This window comes from Planococcus antarcticus DSM 14505 (assembly GCF_001687565.2).
Taxonomy (GTDB): Bacteria; Bacillota; Bacilli; order Bacillales_A; family Planococcaceae; genus Planococcus; species Planococcus antarcticus.
The window spans coordinates 1,058,369-1,073,857 of sequence record NZ_CP016534.2; the positions used below are offsets into that span (position 1 = coordinate 1,058,369).

The 15,489-nt window shown below is 43.5% G+C and carries 15 protein-coding genes; 12 read left to right on the forward strand and 3 right to left on the reverse strand.

Features of this window, described 5'->3' with window-relative positions:
- Positions 1 to 149: 149 nt before the first annotated feature.
- The gene (gene rlmD, locus BBH88_RS05190; protein ID WP_006830874.1) at positions 150 to 1,514 is read right to left on the reverse strand and encodes a 23S rRNA (uracil(1939)-C(5))-methyltransferase RlmD; all 1,365 of its coding nucleotides are present in this window, start codon (positions 1,512 to 1,514) and stop codon (positions 150 to 152) included.
- Positions 1,515 to 1,555: 41 nt separating this feature from the next.
- Positions 1,556 to 2,455, reverse strand: a complete 900-nt coding sequence (locus tag BBH88_RS05195) for a TIGR01777 family oxidoreductase (protein WP_006830873.1) — start codon at positions 2,453 to 2,455, stop codon at positions 1,556 to 1,558.
- Positions 2,456 to 2,558: 103 nt separating this feature from the next.
- Between BBH88_RS05195 and recX the strand changes: the two genes are divergently transcribed.
- Genes recX through BBH88_RS05210 form a run of 3 tightly spaced genes read left to right on the forward strand, consistent with a single transcriptional unit; the run spans position 2,559 to position 3,946 of the window.
- The gene (gene recX / locus BBH88_RS05200) at positions 2,559 to 3,365 is read left to right on the forward strand and encodes a recombination regulator RecX (RefSeq protein ID WP_006830872.1); all 807 of its coding nucleotides are present in this window, start codon (positions 2,559 to 2,561) and stop codon (positions 3,363 to 3,365) included.
- Complete coding sequence (locus BBH88_RS05205) at positions 3,358 to 3,690, forward strand: YfhH family protein (protein WP_006830871.1); 333 nt, start codon at positions 3,358 to 3,360, stop codon at positions 3,688 to 3,690. The genes recX and BBH88_RS05205 overlap by 8 nt, the downstream gene beginning before the upstream one ends.
- Before the next feature lie 4 nt (positions 3,691 to 3,694).
- Complete coding sequence (locus tag BBH88_RS05210; RefSeq protein WP_006830870.1) at positions 3,695 to 3,946, forward strand: YfhJ family protein; 252 nt, start codon at positions 3,695 to 3,697, stop codon at positions 3,944 to 3,946.
- 207 nt (positions 3,947 to 4,153) lie between these two features.
- On the opposite strand, the gene BBH88_RS05215 is transcribed toward BBH88_RS05210, so the two are convergent.
- The gene (locus tag BBH88_RS05215; RefSeq protein WP_065537145.1) at positions 4,154 to 5,134 is read right to left on the reverse strand and encodes a metal-dependent hydrolase; all 981 of its coding nucleotides are present in this window, start codon (positions 5,132 to 5,134) and stop codon (positions 4,154 to 4,156) included.
- Positions 5,135 to 5,331: 197 nt separating this feature from the next.
- Between BBH88_RS05215 and mutY the strand changes: the two genes are divergently transcribed.
- From mutY to BBH88_RS05260, 9 genes are all read left to right on the forward strand, one after another.
- The gene (gene mutY, locus BBH88_RS05220; RefSeq protein ID WP_006830868.1) at positions 5,332 to 6,330 is read left to right on the forward strand and encodes an A/G-specific adenine glycosylase; all 999 of its coding nucleotides are present in this window, start codon (positions 5,332 to 5,334) and stop codon (positions 6,328 to 6,330) included.
- A gap of 2 nt (positions 6,331 to 6,332) precedes the next feature.
- Positions 6,333 to 7,079, forward strand: a complete 747-nt coding sequence (fabL, locus tag BBH88_RS05225) for an enoyl-[acyl-carrier-protein] reductase FabL (protein WP_065537403.1) — start codon at positions 6,333 to 6,335, stop codon at positions 7,077 to 7,079.
- Positions 7,080 to 7,182: 103 nt separating this feature from the next.
- On the forward strand, positions 7,183 to 7,728 hold the full coding sequence (ntdP, locus tag BBH88_RS05230) for a nucleoside tri-diphosphate phosphatase (RefSeq protein WP_006830866.1): 546 nt from the start codon (positions 7,183 to 7,185) through the stop codon (positions 7,726 to 7,728).
- 59 nt (positions 7,729 to 7,787) lie between these two features.
- Positions 7,788 to 9,533 (forward strand): ABC transporter ATP-binding protein, encoded by a 1,746-nt coding sequence (locus BBH88_RS05235; RefSeq protein WP_006830865.1) that lies wholly within the window; start codon positions 7,788 to 7,790, stop codon positions 9,531 to 9,533.
- A gap of 151 nt (positions 9,534 to 9,684) precedes the next feature.
- The gene (locus tag BBH88_RS05240; RefSeq protein ID WP_006830864.1) at positions 9,685 to 10,704 is read left to right on the forward strand and encodes an ABC transporter ATP-binding protein; all 1,020 of its coding nucleotides are present in this window, start codon (positions 9,685 to 9,687) and stop codon (positions 10,702 to 10,704) included.
- Entirely contained in the window at positions 10,679 to 11,662 is a 984-nt protein-coding gene (locus tag BBH88_RS05245) for an ABC transporter ATP-binding protein (RefSeq protein ID WP_006830863.1), read from the forward strand. Before BBH88_RS05240 ends, BBH88_RS05245 begins: the two co-directional genes overlap by 26 nt.
- Positions 11,663 to 11,691: 29 nt before the next feature.
- A complete protein-coding gene (locus BBH88_RS05250; RefSeq protein ID WP_006830862.1) occupies positions 11,692 to 13,302 on the forward strand; it encodes an ABC transporter substrate-binding protein in 1,611 nt (536 codons plus the stop codon).
- Positions 13,303 to 13,386: 84 nt separating this feature from the next.
- On the forward strand, positions 13,387 to 14,391 hold the full coding sequence (locus BBH88_RS05255) for an ABC transporter permease (RefSeq protein ID WP_006830861.1): 1,005 nt from the start codon (positions 13,387 to 13,389) through the stop codon (positions 14,389 to 14,391).
- Positions 14,392 to 14,444: 53 nt separating this feature from the next.
- Positions 14,445 to 15,296 (forward strand): ABC transporter permease, encoded by an 852-nt coding sequence (locus tag BBH88_RS05260; RefSeq protein WP_193781226.1) that lies wholly within the window; start codon positions 14,445 to 14,447, stop codon positions 15,294 to 15,296.
- Positions 15,297 to 15,489 lie beyond the last annotated feature (193 nt).

A 15,489-nucleotide genomic window follows, 5' to 3' on the forward strand; every position in this document is an offset into this window, starting at 1 on the left:
GAGAGTAAAATTCTCTGCTCCAGCTTTTTTATTGTCTAGCTCCAGCTGCCAGATTCTAGGGTCGTAAGCCACTCTAGCTGTGCGGCTGAAAAACACCGCTGCCTGAGCGTCTGACGCCCGTCGAATTTACAAGGCAACTTGCGCTTTTCTTACTTCAATACCAATTTTGTTACTGATTCCACTTGCGCAGTTTGTGGGAACATATCAACCGGTTGAATGTATTCAATGCGGTAGATTTTGGTCAATTGCTGCAAATCTTTTGCCAGCGTGGAAGGGTTGCATGACGTGTAGACAAAGCGTTTTGGCTTTACTTTTAAAATGGTTTGCAACAGTGAATCAGTGAGCCCTGTGCGCGGTGGATCCACTGTTAGCACGTCAGGCACGAATCCTTCGTTGCTCCAAAGCTCCAGCCATTTTTCAGCTGTACCTGTGACGTACTTCGCCGTATAGCCTTGTGCTTTGGCATTGGCTTTTGCATCGACGACACTTTCGTGTAAAACGTCCATTCCGCGAACTTCTTTGGCACTGTCCGCTAACCAAAGTCCAATCGTTCCGACGCCACAATAAGCATCGACGACTGTTTCTTTACCGGTTAATTCAGCTGCGCGTTTGATTTCATCGTATAGTTTCACGGTTTGAGTCGGGTTGAGTTGGAAGAAGGCACGCGCTGACAGATCGAATGCCAGTTCACCCAGCTCTTCGTGAATGGTATCTTTGCCAAACAATGTGACAGTTTCGTCCCCGAAAACCAAAGAAGTCTTTTCTTTATTAATGTTTTGGACGATCGATACTAAATTGGTATCAATCTTTTTTAGACGTTCCATTAATAATTCTTTTTGTGGAATCTTCGAACGTGTCGTCACCAGCACCAATTGGATTTCACCAGTTTTTACGCCGGTGCGGACAACGATGGTGCGGATAATGCCTTTCATCGTCTTGCCATCGTATATCGGCATTTTCAATTCTTCCAAAATTCGTTTGACTGCGTTCGTAATTACCGTTGTATCAGGGTGCTGAACGATGCATTCATCAATATCTAAAAGTTGATGAGAACCTTCTGCGAACAATCCAGCGATAACTTTCGAGCCTTTCAGGCGCGTCTGGAATTGGCTTTTGTTACGGTAACGCCACGGATCTTCCATGCCGATGGTTTTCTCAACACGAACTTTCGTGCCTTTCAAGTAGCGTTCCAATGCCTGCAAGACAAGATCTCTCTTTTCAACTAGCTGCTGGTTATAAGTCATATGTTGCAATTGACAGCCGCCACATGCTTCATAAATTGGGCAAGGCGGTGTCTGGCGGTGCGTAGAAGCGGTATGGATATTGACAATGCGTGCTTGTGCAAAATTACGCTTGACCAGAGTTACTTGCGCAGTAATTTCTTCACCTGGAAGAGCTCCCGGTACAAATACCACATTGCGCTTAAAATAGCCGATGCCTTCGCCGTTAATGCCAAGCCGTTTAATGGTCATCGGCAATTTCTGGCCTTCTTCAATACTAGGTTTCTCGTTCATGGAACTCACATCCTTCAGTTAATCATCTCCTCATTATAGTCTTATTTATAGATATCAGCCAGTGCCGATCGCAAATTAGGAAACTTGAATTGGAACCCCTGTTGCTCGAGGACAGTAGGTAGGACTCGCTGACCTTCGAGAACGAGTTGGCTTTTGTCGCCTAAAGCCGTTTTCATTGCAAACGATGGAACAGGAATCCAATGCGGTCGTCCAAGGGCGTGGGCAATTTCTTTGCCGAAATCTTTCATTTGCTTTGGATTCGGAGCCGTGACGTTAAAGGCTCCAGTTAGCTGATTGTTGTCCAGTGCAAAAGCCAGTGCCCTTACCACGTCTTTAATGTGAATCCATGACAACCATTGTTTGCCGGAGCCGACTGTGCCACCTGCGAACATTTTGTAAGGCAACGCCATCAAAGGCAAAGCACCTGCATCTTTACCGAGGATAATACCAAATCGGCCACAAGCCACACGCAAGCCATCTTCTTCGGCTCGGTGCGCTAAAATTTCCCAGTCCCGAACAGTTTGTGCTAGAAAATCAGAGCCAAGATCAGCAGAAGCTTCTGTATAGGTAACAGTTTGAGACGGCGGATAAATACCGACAGCACTCGCATTCACCAAAACTTTTGGTTTTTTATCTAGTTTGTGGATAATGCGCAATAATTCATTAGTTGCGTCCATGCGACTTGTATAAATCAGTTTTTTTTGTTCTTCACTCCAGCGGCCATCGTTTATAGAAGTACCAGCCAAATTAATAAAAGCGTCAACGCCTTCTAATTGGTTTTCCGGAACAGCATCTTTCTCCAACCATTTGACGTATGTAATTTTATCGGCTGTCGTTTTCGGTGTTCTCGTCAAAATAGTAACTTCATCACCTCGATCGAGTAATAAGCGCGTCAATTCTTTACCGACGAATCCAGTTCCACCCGTAATCGCAATTTTCATTTCTATCGCCTCCTGTTTCTTTTAGCATACCCTTAATGGCTCTAAGCTATGCCATTTTTTGTCCTTAAGGTGTATAATATAAGGAGAAGAGAGGTGCCAGTAAATGCCGATTATTTCAAAAATCACACAGGGAAAGAAAAACCCTGAAAGGTATAATATCTTTTTCGAAGATAAATATGCTTTTAGCGTGGATGAAGCGGTGCTTATCAGGTATCAGCTGATAAAAGGGAAAGAGCTGGATCAATGGACTATCGAAGAAGTCAATTTCGAAGATGAAGTCCGGAAAGCTTACAACAAAGCCCTTTATTACCTTGGCTTCCGGATGCGAAGTGAAGGAGAAGTACGCCAGAAGCTAAAAGAAAAAGAATATGGCGATGCCGTAATAGATGAAGCGATTAAGAAATTATATGTCCATAGTTTTCTAGATGACCAACAATTTTCAGAAGCGCTGATGAGAACGCAAATCAAATCAGGCAAAAAAGGACCGCGCGCAATCCAGCAAGATATGCAAAAGAGAGGAATTGATAAACAGATGCAAAAAGACGTTTTAGATTCCTATTCCGAAGAAGAACAATTGGAAGTTGCTAAAGGCCTCGCAGAGAAAATTGCCATCAAGGAAAAGATGAAAACTCCGAGTCAGATTCACCAAAAAATTACCGATACCTTGATGAGAAAAGGCTATAATTATTCACTGATTAAGCTAGCGATTGAAGAGCTGAACCTTGAAAAAGATGAAGATCAGTGGCTGGAAATTGTTGCAGAACAAGGAGATAAATTATGGCGTAAGCACAGCTCCAAGTTGACAGGCTACGATTTAAAAACGAAAGTCAAACAGGGATTGTACCAAAAAGGGTTTCCCGGTGAAGTGATCAATGACTATCTAGACAAGAAGGAGCTTGAAGATGACTGAAAAAAAACCTTACAGCGACATGACAGAGCATGAACTTCGAGGGGAAATTGGGCGTCTGAAAGAAAAAGCCAGAAAAGCTGAGCAATTGGGCATCGTCAATGAATTTGCCGTGCTCGAACGAAAAGCCATGATGGCGGCGGCATATTTGCTGGATCCAGCAGATTTTAAAAAAGGCGAGGTGTATCGCATTGAAGGAGACCCCAATGTCTATTTCCAAATCGACTACTTAAAAGGGCGGTTTGCCTGGGGGTACCGGATGGGCGGAGAAAAACATACGGAAGCGCTACCAATTTCTATGCTGCGCCCGTTGAAAGAAGGGAAATGAGCGAATGAAAGAAATTATTGATCAATTGACAATCGAATTACAGGAAAAAAATCCGAATCTTACAGAAGAAAAAGCGCGCATTTGGATTGAACTGCTGGCATCTGATTTCGAGTCGTCTTACGCGAAAGCTGGATACGACTATCAAGGAACAGCGGTTGTTGAGAAAGTGATGCGCCAATGGATTGATAGCTATGGCGATAAAATTCATGAATTTGCCAGCACTAATCCTAAATACGCACATTTGTTGAAGGACTAAAAGAAAAGCGCAAGCGCCCGTATAGCTCTGATGGGCATAAGACAGACCGGCGAAACTGCGTTCTTTGCCACGCAGCTGTGGTGACTTATGCCCCGAAAGCTGGGCAATAAGAAGAGTGGAGGCGGCCGTCAAACTGAACACGGCTATGAACCCCTGTGCTTTTTAAGCATTAAAAAAAGAAAACGCGCACCCTGGGGTGTGCGTTTTCTAGTTATGGCTAAAATCCAATTTTTTCTTTAACTTATCTTCGCTAAAAATCCATCCGGTATAAGAATTGATAATTTTACATTCCTTATCCAAATGAGCTACGGCAACGAACGGATAATAGTCATTGCTACGGTAGCGGAGATCGATCAACCGCACCTCATAAATATTTCCATACTCGTTGATTTCCCAGCGGTATAATGGAGAGAATGAAACGAATGCAGCAATATTCTTATCTTTCATCGCCGCTTGGATTAAGTTGTTTTCAGGCATTTCTTTCTTCATAAATTTATCATAGATGTTGATGGTCCGGCCATAGGCACGTCCTACGTAATGATGGCGATCTGTGTCGGCAGCGATGCGCCAATGGAAAAAGCGCATCGTTGGCGCCACAAAAACTTCAGTAGCACCAGGAATAGTATTCCGGACAGCGCTCTTGATAGCTCCTTGCACTGCAAATCTTGCAATATAATAGAAGAACATGGCAAGATATAGGATGCCGATAGTCCAAACAGGATCAGCACCAAATGCCCATATCATGAGAGCCAGCACATGTGCGCCGAAAATGATGGGGTCAAATGTATTGATGACACCCAGTGCAACCCATCGATTGGAAATCGGCCTAAGAGCCTGTGTTCCATAAGAGTTGAAGATGTCAACAAACACATGCATAAAGACGGCCAGGAAAGTCCAGAGCCACAGATGGAGCAGGTTGGCTTCTGGAAAAACAAGCGATAATGCACCTGCTATTAACAGTGGCCACAAAAGCACTGCGGGAATCGAGTGGGTAGCTCCTCGATGATGCCGAATATAAACAGCGTTGTCACGAAGCTTCAAAACGGTGTCAACGTCTGGCGCCAAAGAACCGATGATGACACCGGAAACGACAGCAGTCATGGTGACAGGGTGGCTGGCGACGGCTGGATCAACCATTGCAAAGCCGCCAAGGGCAATGCCCATGACAATATGAGTACCTGTATCCATTGGCTCATCCCCTTTCTAAAAAAGTTTATTTTATGGGGAACTAAAAAGTTTTGTTAAAATAAACTCATTCCTCATTTTCGTACATACCCGAAACCGGGCTGGAATAATCAAGCTGAACGGAGGCAACCCCCATTAAAATAGAAAAAAAACAATTTCAAAATGACTTAATCAATTGGTTCGCAGCAGAAAAAAGAGATTTGCCTTGGAGACGTACGGCAGACCCTTATCAAATCTGGATTTCAGAAATTATGTTGCAGCAAACCCGCGTAGATACGGTTATTCCTTATTATAAACGCTTTATCGAAAAATTTCCCACCTTAGACGACTTGGCACAAGCCGATGAACAAATTTTGCTGAAACAATGGGAAGGGCTGGGCTATTACTCTCGGGCACGCAATTTACAGGCTGGAGTCAAAGAAGTAGCTCAAAATTATGGAGGGATTGTTCCAGACAACCGCAAAGAAATTTCTTCTTTGAAAGGTGTTGGTCCTTATACAGCAGGGGCTGTCTTAAGCATTGCTTACGGTATTCCAGAGCATGCAGTGGATGGCAACGTCATGCGTGTATTATCTCGAATTCTATTGATTGAGGAAGATATCGCTAAGCCAAAGACGCGTAAAATTTTCGAAGAAGCAGTCACTGAAATCATCAGCCATGAAGATCCTTCTTCATTCAACCAAGGATTGATGGAATTGGGGGCGCTAATTTGTACGCCAACTTCGCCGAAATGTCTGCTCTGTCCTGTACGAGAGCATTGTGCTGCTTTTCATGAAGGCAAACAAAACGTCCTGCCGATTAAAACCAAAACCAAAAAAACCAAATCGTTGCAATACGCAATGATAGCGATTCGTAACGAAGACAAATTCCTTATGGAGCAACGTCCTGCTTCCGGTTTACTAGCAAATATGTGGCAGTTTCCGATGTTGGAAACTGCAGTAGATATCCTGCCAGTGGAAATTGAAGAGCAATTGTCGGAAAGTTTGAAAGGGATCGTGGACAAAGCTGAAAAAATTACTTCTTTCAAACATGTCTTTTCTCATTTAATATGGAACGTGGATGGCTTTATTGCCGATAGCAAAAATATAAGCGCACCTAATCATATGAGATGGGTGACGGCAGAAGAATTGGATTTGTTGCCGATCGCAGGACCGGTTCAAAAAATGAAAATATCTTTACAGCAAAGAGGAGATGTATGATTATGACAGAACAAAAAGTAGCATTAGTCACTGGCAGCAGCAAAGGCCTTGGCAAAGCACTGGCAATTGCCCTTGCTGATCAAGGATATGATATTGTTGTCAATTATGCGCGGAGTAAATCCGCTGCACTCGATACCGTAAAGGAAATTGAAGCAAGAGGACAAAAAGCCTTATTGGTCCGTGCCAATGTAGGAGATGTTGAGAAGTTGCGTGGGATGTTCCAGACGATTAAAGAAGAATTTGGCCGACTAGATGTTTTTGTATCCAATGCGGCTTCCGGTGTTTTGCGCCCTGTTATGGAACTGGAAGAATCACATTGGGACTGGACGATGAATATTAACGCGAAAGCGATGCTGTTCGGTGCACAAGAAGCCGCAAAACTGATGGATAAGGGCGGTAAAATCGTTGGCATCAGCTCACTGGGATCTATTCGTTATTTGGAAAATTATACGACGATAGGTGTTTCAAAGGCAGCGGTAGAATCAATTACGCGTTATTTGGCTGTAGAAATGGCGCCACTCGGAATTGCAGTCAACACGGTATCTGGCGGAGCACTCGATACAGATGCATTGAAACATTTTCCAAACCGTGACAATTTATTGAACGACGCGCGTGTCAACACGCCGGCAGGTCGGATGGTCGAGGTTGACGATATGGTCAAAGCTGCTTTATTCTTGATTTCTTCTGACTCGGACATGATCCGCGGGCAAACGATTATAGTCGACGGTGGTCGTTCAGTCGTCATGTAATCCTTTGGTCCTTATGCCTTATTGCTGTATGTTTTCAGAATTGATTGATATAATACTGAAATAGCAGATAAACAAAGGCTTAGACTAGAAGGTGGGATAGTACATGGCGATTCCTGCGGAGGGTGAAACAATTCAAATCCACAGTTATAAACACAACGGCCGAATCCACCGTGTCTGGCAGGAAACAACGGTACTAAAAGGTACCAACAATATTGTAATTGGTGCAAATGAGCGGACGCAAGTGACAGAATCCGATGGTCGAACTTGGTTGACGCGCGAACCGTCAATCTGCTATTTTCATGCAGAGCATTGGTTCAACATCATCTGCATGCTCCGAGAAGACGGTGTTTATTATTATTGTAACGTCAGTTCTCCATTCGTTTATAATAATAGCTCGTTGAAATACATCGATTATGACTTGGATGTCAAAGTGTTTCCAGACATGTCTTACACGCTGTTGGATGAAGACGAATACGAAGACCATAAGCGGCAAATGGGTTATCCTGAAGTGATTGATCAAATTCTTCACCGCAATGTAGAGAAGCTGATCGGCTGGATTAAACAGCGCAGAGGGCCATTTGCCCAGGACTTTATCGAAGTATGGACGAACCGCTATGAATTTCATAGACTAAACCGGATTCGTGATTAAGATGAAAACCTGTTGCTTGCCAACAGGTTTTTCGTTTTGAATAGAATGGAGTGAAGAGTTTGAGTAGTATGAAACGCTATATGCAGTTTGTCAAACCGTATTATTGGCAGATTGCACTGACGATCTTTATCGGGATATTCAAATTTGCGATTCCACTTTTTATTCCGCTGCTGATCAAGATCGTCATTGATGACATTATCGGAGCGGATGCACTGTCGAATGCAGAAAAGCTGGAACAGCTGTATTTATGGCTTGGGGGAACCGCAATTGTCTTTTTCCTATTACGGCCACCGATTGAGTATTATCGTCAATATTACGCACAGTATGTAAGCAATAAGATTCTGTATGATATCCGAGGCTATTTGTACGGACATTTGCAGCGTTTGAGTTTGCGTTATTATGCAAATACGCGTGCTGGCGAAATCATCTCGCGCATCATCAATGACGTTGAGCAGACCAAAAATTTTGTCATGATCGGCTTGATGAACGTCTGGCTAGATCTGGCGACAATTCTCATCGCCATTATCATTATGCTGACTATGGACGTTTCTTTAACTATTGTTGCATTGTTGGCGTTTCCGTTCTACGCATTCAGCGTTAAGTACTTCTTTGGGCGGCTACGTGATTTGACACGCGAACGCTCACAGGCTTTAGCCAATGTTCAAAGTTACCTGCATGAGCGTGTTCAGGGAATGAGCATCATCAAAAGTTTTGCGCTGGAAAAGCACGAACAGAAAATTTTCAACGATACGAACGATCAGTTTCTGGAAAAGGCAATTGACCATACCAAATGGAATGCCAAGGCGTTCGCAGTAGTAAATACCATCACAGATGTTGCGCCATTATTGGTCATCGGTTATGCCGGCTACCAAGTGATCCAAGGCAATTTGACGCTGGGTACAATGGTGGCATTTATTGCCTATATCGAACGCTTGTACAATCCGCTGCGTCGAATGGTCAATTCTTCAACGACTTTAGTTCAGTCTTTGGCTTCTATGGACCGCGTTTTTGAATTAATCGATGAAGATTACGATGTGACAGATAAAGAAAAAGCGACCGACTTGAAAGTGGTTGATGGTAAACTAGAATTCCGTGATGTCTCCTTCCACTATAACGATGGCGGAACGGAAGTATTATCCAATTTGAATTTCACAGTAAAACCTGGAGAGACCGTTGCATTCGTCGGAATGAGCGGTGGTGGAAAATCGACCATTGTTTCCCTGATTCCACGTTTTTATGATGTAACAAACGGCGGCATTTTCATGGATGATCATGATCTGCGTGACGTAACGACTCACACATTGCGCGACCAAATTGGTTTAGTGTTGCAGGATTCTATTCTCTTTAGTGATTCTGTAAAAGCTAATATTTTGATGGGGAAACCGGGAGCAACGGATGAAGAAGTGATTGCAGCAGCGAAAGCTGCCAATGCGGACGAATTCATTTCACAGCTGCCGGAAGGTTATGACACGAAAGTTGGAGAACGCGGCGTGAAATTATCTGGTGGACAAAAACAACGCGTCGCGATTGCACGCGTGTTCCTAAAAAATCCGCCGATTCTGATTCTAGACGAAGCAACTTCAGCACTTGACCTTGAGAGCGAAGCATTAATTCAGGATTCATTAGAGCGTCTAGCGCACGACCGGACGACTTTAATCGTTGCGCACCGGCTTTCAACCATTACTCATGCAGACCAAATTCTAGTTATCGACCACGGCAAACTCGCGGAAAGTGGAACGCATAATGAACTGATGAAGCAGCAGGGTGTATATCACAACCTGTTCCAAGTTCAGCATTTTAATTAATCGTTCTAAGAGCCTCCAATATATTGGAGGCTCTTTTCCTATGTCTGGAACTTCCAGTAAACCCAAAAAGATATTGCATTAATAATAATATTACGTATAATTAAAAAAGGGAGAATAATCTGAATCATTTTCGTGCAAAAGGGGGAGCATCATGAATGAACGCAAAACCATCTTAGACGTTAAAGGTTTGAAAACATCCTTTTTCACAGATGATGGAGAGATACCAGCAGTAGATAATGTGGATTTTCACATACGGGAAGGCGAAGTGCTTGGTATTGTCGGTGAATCCGGATGTGGTAAAAGTGTTACTTCACTTTCCATAATGGGGTTGGTACCGAGTCCGCCAGGGAAAATTACAAATGGCGAAATTTTATTTCAGAATAAAGATTTGACGAAATTATCCGAGAAAGAAATGCGGGAAATCAGAGGCAATGATATTGCGATGATTTTCCAGGAACCAATGACTTCGTTAAATCCGTTGTTTACAATTGGCAATCAGCTCCGCGAAGCGATTAAGATTCATAAAAAGGATTGGTCAAAAAAACAGGTTCAGGAGCGGGCAATTGAAATGATGAACTTGGTAGGTCTGCCTCGGCCAGAAGGCTTGATGAAAGATTATCCGCATCAGCTATCAGGCGGAATGCGGCAGCGCGTCATGATTGCGATGGCTCTGCTATGTGATCCGAAAGTATTGATTGCGGACGAACCGACAACAGCACTTGATGTGACCATACAGTCTCAAATTCTGAAGTTGATTAAAAGTCTCAACGAACGGTTGAATACAGCGGTGCTGCTGATTACTCATGATTTAGGGGTAGTGGCTGAAAGTTGTGAACGTGTAGTTATCATGTACGCAGGGAAAGTGGTCGAAGAAGGTCCAGTCCAGACAATTTTCAATGATCCGCAGCATCCCTATACAAAAGGCTTGCTTGAGTCGGTTCCAGATATGCGTTTCAAAAAAGAGCGCTTGTATTCGATTCCCGGAAACGTTCCTAAACCCGGAACGATAAAAACAGGCTGCAAGTTTGCAGCGCGCTGTGAATTTGCTTTTGATCGTTGCACTGTAGAAGACCCCGAGCTGTACCAAACAGCGGATAATCATCAAACCCGCTGTTTCCTATTTGATCCGAAGGAGGTACAGTCTCATGACAGAACCGTTGTTAAAAGTTGAAGGATTGAAAAAGTATTTTCCGATTACATCTGGAATCTTAGGTAAAGTTAGCAATCATGTTAAAGCGGTGGACGATGTATCATTTACTGTTCAAGAAGGCGAGACCTTAGGTATTGTCGGTGAATCAGGTTGCGGGAAATCCACGACAGGACGAATGTTGATGCGACTTTTAGAACCAACCGAAGGTACTGTTACCTTTGATGGTCAGGAATTGACTAGTTTGTCGAATAACGAGATGCGCAAAGCGCGCCGAGATATTCAAATGGTCTTTCAAGATCCCTATGCTTCATTAAATCCACGTCACACAATCGAGAAGATTTTAATGGAACCGCTTAATGTCCATGATATAGGCGATCCAAAAGAGCGAAAAAGGAAAGTACATGAGTTTTTAGAAATTGTTGGATTGAGCAGTTACCATGCTAAACGCTATCCACATCAATTCAGTGGCGGTCAGCGGCAGCGCATTGGTATCGCACGTGCTTTGATGACAAATCCGAAACTGATTATTGCAGATGAACCGGTATCAGCACTTGATGTATCGATTCAAGCGCAGGTATTAAACTTGATGCAGGATCTTCAAAAAGAGCTGAAGCTGACTTATATATTTATTGCCCACGATTTGGGGGTAGTTCGCCATATCAGTGACCGGGTAGGCGTTATGTATCTTGGGAAAATGGCGGAACTTGCCAATACTGAAGACTTGTATGAAAAACCGTTACATCCGTATACGCAGGCGTTATTGGCTGCTGTACCGGTTCCGGATCCGGGATTTATCCGAGAAGAAGTCGTTATTTCCGGAGATGTTCCAAGCCCTGCAAATCCACCGAGCGGCTGCAGCTTCCATACGCGCTGTCCATTTAAAATGGACATTTGCTCAAAAGTTGTGCCAGTTTTTGCAGAGGTTGAAAAAGGTCATTATGTTGCCTGTCATCTTTACGAAGAATCCAGGCCGCAATGATAATAAATAGAAAAAATGGAGGGGTTATTTTGGGGAAGAAAAAGTTCTTATCGTGGACACTTTTGTTGCTTTTATTAGTATCAACAGCTCTTTATGGCTGTAGTTCTGACAATGGATCAGAAGAAAGTGGCAGTGAAGGTGGATCTACCGAAGAGAAGCAGTTGATCTTTGGACGCGGAGGCGATTCGGTTTCTCTTGATCCGATCACAGTCACGGACGGTGAATCATTTAAAGTAACAAAAAACATTTTTGATACATTAGTGAATTTTGGTGAGCAGGATACAGAAATCGAACCAGCATTGGCTTCTGATTGGACAGCTTCTGAAGATGGATTAACTTATACCTTCACATTGGAAGAAGGCGTTAAATTCCATGATGATACTGATTTCAACGCAGAGGCAGTCGTCAAGAACTTTGAACGCTGGGCTGCCGGTGACGGTGAACAATACCCTTACTACGGTTCTATGTTCGGGGGATATGGTGATGACGAAGGGCATGTTATCGAATCTGTTGAAGCAACAGGCGATTACGAAGTTACCTTTACATTAAACCGTCCACAGGCACCATTCCTTAAAAACCTGGCAATGAGCCCATTCGCGATTGCTTCGCCAACTGCATTTGAAGCAGCAGGCGACACTTTTGGCGACAAACCGATTGGAACAGGTCCATTTAAATTTGTTGAATGGAAACGCAACGATACCATTACAATCGAAAAGTTTGACGATTATTGGGTAGATGGCGAGCCGAAATTGGATCAAGTGGTATTCCGCGCGATTCCAGATAACTCAGCTCGTTTAAACGCTTTATTATCAGGAGAAATTGATTTGGCAGACGGAATCACACCTTCTGATGCAGGGACAATCGAAGGAGATGAAAATCTTCAATTGTTCGAGCGTCCATCTATGAACGTTGGCTACCTAGGAATGACTGTGACACGTGAACCATTTGATGATCCAAAAGTACGTCAAGCGATCAACCACGCAATCGACAAACAGGCGATTGTAGACGCATTTTTCGAAGGACGTGCAGAAGTAGCGAAAAATCCGATTCCACCGGTAATTAGTGGATATAACGACAGCATCGAAGATTATGTATATGATCCTGAACGTGCAAAAGAATTATTGGCTGAAGCGGGTCTTCCAGATGGCTTTGAAATGGAACTTTATGCAATGCCAGTTCCACGTCCATATATGCCGGATGGCCAAAAAGTGGCAGAAGCCATTCAAAAGAACTTGGCTGATGTTGGCGTAACTGCTGAAATCGTGTCGTTTGAGTGGGCTACTTATCTTGAAAAAGCTGCAAACGGAGAAGCTGATGCATTCTTACTCGGATGGACTGGCGATAACGGCGATGCAGATAACTTCTTATATGCTTTGCTTGACCAAGACAATGTTGGCACAAACAACTACACGTATTACAAAAACCAGGAATTGCACGATATCCTGATTGAGGCACAATCAGAAGTCGATGAAGATTTGAGAAATGAATTGTATATGCAAGCTCAGGAAATCATCCATGAAGATGCTCCTTGGGTTCCGCTTGCGCATTCTACACCGCTATTGGCTGGTGGGAATAACGTAATCAATTTCAAAGCACATCCAACAGGTTCTGACAAATTGGCTTCAGTAGATTTAGAGTAGGCAATTCAAGGGAGGAAGTCGGGATGATTTCCTCCTTTTTTTCTTACTGTTATACATATTGCAAGAGATGGAGAGGTGAAGAAGATGCTTCACTATATAGGAAGGCGGCTTCTACAGTTAATCCCGGTTTTACTCGGTATGACATTTATCGTGTTTATGATCATCCGTGCAATTCCTGGTGATCCTGCACAAGTCATCCTTGGTCAACAAGCATCCGAAGAAGCGATAAAGGCATTACGGTCAAATTTGGGATTGGACAATCCCTGGTATATTCAGTACTTTGATTATCTGAAAGGACTGGTTACAGGAGATTTAGGAGAATCACTTCGTACGCGAACTCCAGTGGTAGATGAAGTGTGGCCTTATTTGGCTGCCACAATTGAACTTTCCTTATTCGCTATTATTATTGCAGTGATTATCGGAATCAACGCGGGTATTATTTCAGCTTGGTTCCAAAATTCATGGTTTGATTACTTGGCGATGATTATTGCCTTGATTGGCGTATCTATGCCAATTTTCTGGCTGGGATTGATGAACCAGTGGATTTTCTCAATCGAATTGGGGATTCTTCCTACTACGGGCCGGGAAAATGTCCGAGATCCTGTTGATGTCATTACGAATTTTTATGTGATTGATACATTGATTGCAGGAGATTTTAATCAATTGGCTACTGTTCTGAAACATCTTGTATTGCCGGGTACTGCTTTAGCGACAATTCCGATGGCGATCATTGCCAGAATGACGCGTTCAAGCATGCTTGAAGTCATGCGTTCAGATTATGTCAGAACAGCTCGTTCAAAAGGTTTGTCGATGTTTTGGGTGGTGTACAAACACGCACTTAAAAATGCCATTATTCCGGTGTTGACGATTATCGGACTTCAGATGGGACTGCTACTTGGTGGTGCTATTTTGACAGAAACCATTTTTGGCTGGCCTGGAATCGGACGTTATATTTACGAAGCGATTGGCTTCCGCGATTATCCAGTCATTCAGTCAGGGATTCTGATTGTTGCGTTTATTTTTGTCATGATCAATTTATTTGTTGATCTGTTGTACGGCTTGGTAGATCCACGCATCAAATATGATTAGGAAGGAGGAGATATACATTGGCTGAAACAGCAATCAATCAAGACAAAGAGGAAATGCAGAAAGTCGCCGGTCCCTGGAAAGAGGCATGGCGAGGTTTCCGTAAAAGCAAAGTAGCGGTTGTCGGAATGGGGATTGTCATATTCTTCGTACTGCTTGCAATTTTCGGTCCGCTTTTTACACCGCAGGGCATCAATGAACAAAATCTGTCTCAACGGCTTATGCCTCCTTCTTCCACAAATTGGATGGGAACGGACGACTTTGGCCGGGATATCTTATCCCGGGTTGTGTATGGCGCACGTATTTCATTATGGGTCGGCTTTTTAGCGGTCATTGGATCGGTTGTAGTAGGTAGTATTTTAGGTATTTTAGCTGGTTATTATGGACGCTGGGTGGATACGATCATCTCCAGAATCTTCGATATTATGCTGGCATTTCCAAGTATTTTATTGGCGATTGCGGTCGTATCGGTTCTTGGACCGTCTTTACGTAATGCACTAATTGCTATTGCAATCATTAACGTACCAAATTTTGGGCGTTTGATTCGCTCGAAAGTATTAAGTATTAAAGAAGACGAATACATCATGTCGGCAAAAGCAATCGGTATGAAAGACAACAGAATCCTGATTTCGCATATCCTACCGAACTCCATGGCACCGGTTATTGTCCAAGGAACGTTGGCAATTGCGACCGCCATTATCGAAGCAGCGGCTCTCGGATTTCTTGGGTTGGGTGCACAGGCGCCGTCACCGGAATGGGGCAAGATGCTGGCAGACTCACGTTCGTATTTGACGAATGCACCGTGGACCATGATTTTCCCAGGCGTTGCCATCATGTTAACAGTTCTTGGCTTTAACTTGATGGGTGACGGTTTGCGCGATGCTTTGGATCCGCGAATGAAGTCATAAGAAAAGCACAAGCGGCCCAGCAGCTGAAATTAACCTAAACACACGACTTCACCTTGTAATAGGTAGCTGACCCACATCCTGTGGGTTCTCGATGGGCATAAGTCACTTTAGGGAAGCGACATGTTTTCATTCGCACAATCAAAGTGGTTTACATCTCTGGGATCTGGGCGCTGGAGTCTGAACAAAAAAATCT

Coding starts and splice junctions, on each gene's coding strand:
- BBH88_RS05240 (WP_006830864.1), top strand. CDS start 9,685: ATGAATGAACGCAAAACCATCTTAGACGTTAAAGGTTTGAAAACATCC.
- BBH88_RS05205 (WP_006830871.1), top strand. CDS start 3,358: ATGACTGAAAAAAAACCTTACAGCGACATGACAGAGCATGAACTTCGA.
- BBH88_RS05210 (WP_006830870.1), top strand. CDS start 3,695: ATGAAAGAAATTATTGATCAATTGACAATCGAATTACAGGAAAAAAAT.
- rlmD (WP_006830874.1), bottom strand. CDS start 1,514: ATGAACGAGAAACCTAGTATTGAAGAAGGCCAGAAATTGCCGATGACC.
- BBH88_RS05260 (WP_193781226.1), top strand. CDS start 14,445: ATGCAGAAAGTCGCCGGTCCCTGGAAAGAGGCATGGCGAGGTTTCCGT.
- BBH88_RS05245 (WP_006830863.1), top strand. CDS start 10,679: ATGACAGAACCGTTGTTAAAAGTTGAAGGATTGAAAAAGTATTTTCCG.
- fabL (WP_065537403.1), top strand. CDS start 6,333: ATGACAGAACAAAAAGTAGCATTAGTCACTGGCAGCAGCAAAGGCCTT.
- BBH88_RS05195 (WP_006830873.1), bottom strand. CDS start 2,455: ATGAAAATTGCGATTACGGGTGGAACTGGATTCGTCGGTAAAGAATTG.
- recX (WP_006830872.1), top strand. CDS start 2,559: ATGCCGATTATTTCAAAAATCACACAGGGAAAGAAAAACCCTGAAAGG.
- BBH88_RS05255 (WP_006830861.1), top strand. CDS start 13,387: ATGCTTCACTATATAGGAAGGCGGCTTCTACAGTTAATCCCGGTTTTA.
- BBH88_RS05215 (WP_065537145.1), bottom strand. CDS start 5,134: ATGGATACAGGTACTCATATTGTCATGGGCATTGCCCTTGGCGGCTTT.
- ntdP (WP_006830866.1), top strand. CDS start 7,183: ATGGCGATTCCTGCGGAGGGTGAAACAATTCAAATCCACAGTTATAAA.